Raw genomic sequence first — 2,500 nt, 5'->3', positions numbered from 1 at the left:
CTGTTATGGCTAGGGGGTCATCGCGACTTACCAAACCATTGCAAACTCCGAATACCGAGACGGACTGTATGGGAGACACACGGCGGGTGCTAACGTCCGTCGTGAAAAGGGAAACAACCCAGACCCACAGCTAAGGTCCCAAATTCACTGCTAAGTGGAAAACCATGTGGAAAGGCACAGACAGCCAGGAGGTTGGCTTAGAAGCAGCCACCCTTTAAAGAAAGCGTAATAGCTCACTGGTCGAGTCGGTCTGCGGGGAAGATTTAACGGGGCTAAGCAGTGAACCGAAGCTTGGGGTGCATAACTTTGTTATGCGCGGTAGAGGAGCGTTCCGTAAGCCGTTGAAGGTGGATTGAGAAGTCTGCTGGAGGTATCGGAAGTGCGAATGCTGACATGAGTAACGATAATGCGGGTGAAAAACCCGCACGCCGAAAAGCCCAAGGTTTCCTTGCGCAACGTTAATCGGCGCAGGGTGAGTCGGCCCCTAAGGCGAGGACGAAAGTCGTAGTCGATGGGAAGCAGGTTAATATTCCTGCACCTCGCGTAAGTGCGATGGAGGGACGGAGAAGGTTAGGTGTACCAGGCGTTGGTTGTCCTGGGGAAAGGCGGTAGGTTTGGATCTTTGGCAAATCCGGGATCCTTTAAGACCGAGCACCGAGACGAGTCTTTAAGACGAAGTCACTGATACCACGCTTCCAGGAAAAGCTCCTAAGCTTCAGCTTACGCAGACCGTACCGTAAACCGACACAGGTGGGTAGGATGAGAATTCTCAGGCGCTTGAGAGAACTCGGGTGAAGGAACTAGGCAACATGGCACCGTAACTTCGGGAGAAGGTGCACCCTTTTTGGTGGCTCGTGCGAGCTATAGCTGAAGAGGGTCGCAGTAACCAGGCCGCTGCGACTGTTTATCAAAAACACAGCACTCTGCAAACACGAAAGTGGACGTATAGGGTGTGACGCCTGCCCGGTGCTGGAAGGTTAATTGATGGGGTCAGCCGCAAGGCGAAGCTCTTGATCGAAGCCCCAGTAAACGGCGGCCGTAACTATAACGGTCCTAAGGTAGCGAAATTCCTTGTCGGGTAAGTTCCGACCTGCACGAATGGCGTAACGACAGCGGCGCTGTCTCCACCCGAGACTCAGTGAAATTGAAATCGCTGTGAAGATGCAGCGTTCCCGTGGCAAGACGGAAAGACCCCGTGAACCTTTACTATAGCTTTACACTGAACGTTGAGTTCGTCTGTGTAGGATAGGTGGGAGGCTATGAAACTGTGGCGCTAGCTGCAGCGGAGCCATCCTTGAAATACCACCCTGTCGTGCTTGACGTTCTAACCTGGGCCCATTATCTGGGTCGGGGACCGTGTATGGTGGGTAGTTTGACTGGGGCGGTCTCCTCCTAAAGAGTAACGGAGGAGCTCGAAGGTACGCTCAGCGCGGTCGGACATCGCGCACTGTGTGCAAAGGCATAAGCGTGCTTGACTGCAAGATCGACGGATCAAGCAGGTAGGAAACTAGGACTTAGTGATCCGGTGGTTCTGTATGGAAGGGCCATCGCTCAACGGATAAAAGGTACTCCGGGGATAACAGGCTGATACCGCCCAAGAGTTCATATCGACGGCGGTGTTTGGCACCTCGATGTCGGCTCATCACATCCTGGGGCTGTAGTCGGTCCCAAGGGTATGGCTGTTCGCCATTTAAAGTGGTACGCGAGCTGGGTTCAGAACGTCGTGAGACAGTTCGGTCCCTATCTGCCATGGGCGTTGGAGATTTGAGAGGGGCTGCTCCTAGTACGAGAGGACCGGAGTGGACGAACCTCTGGTGTTCCGGTTGTCACGCCAGTGGCATTGCCGGGTAGCTATGTTCGGAAGCGATAACCGCTGAAAGCATCTAAGCGGGAAGCGCGCCTCAAGATGAGATCTCCCGGGGCACAAGCCCCCTGAAGGAACCATGTAGACTACGTGGTTGATAGGTCAGGTGTGTAAGTACAGCAATGTATTGAGCTAACTGATACTAATGATCCGAGAGGCTTGACCATATAACCTCAAGTTGCCTTGGCTTTACGACAACGTCGTAAGAGCATCCAAGTGCACGCTACGTCACAAGAACTACGAGAGGCAGGCGCCTTATCCAGCTGTATCGGATGGCGACGCTCCAACCGCCTCCCTGGTGAAATTAGCGCTGTGGAACCACCCGATCCCATCCCGAACTCGGAAGTGAAACGCAGCTGCGCCGATGGTAGTGTGGCTCAAGCCATGCGAGAGTAGGTCATCGCCAGGGTTTACACCCGAGAACCCCGCTGCATGCGCAGCGGGGTTTTCCTTTTTTTGCAGGCACCCGGTTTCGACCTGGACTTGCGGCAACAACTTCACGAAGAGCTTCAAGTTCCTCAAACAAGTTGTTGACAAAGCTGAAAGGCCTGCCATAATAGGCGGCTCGCAACGACGAAAGACCTTCGAGTCCAACGACGAAGCAGCATCGGCAACAACGTCCACCCCGGTGAGGCG

Annotated in this window: 2 rRNA genes (1 of these 2 only partly in view); both read left to right on the top strand. The window is 54.2% G+C overall.

Annotated elements, in window-relative coordinates:
- Positions 1-2,031: ribosomal RNA gene (locus ACZK4Z_RS22200) — 23S ribosomal RNA — on the top strand; it begins 850 nt to the left of the window's first position.
- Positions 2,032-2,158: 127 nt separating this feature from the next.
- Positions 2,159-2,273, top strand: a 5S ribosomal RNA gene (gene rrf, locus ACZK4Z_RS22195).
- The last annotated feature ends 227 nt before the right edge of the window (positions 2,274-2,500 follow it).

It is taken from the genome of Stenotrophomonas sp. 71799_Sma (assembly GCF_056482505.1).
This window is presented reverse-complemented; position numbering and strand designations above follow the sequence as displayed.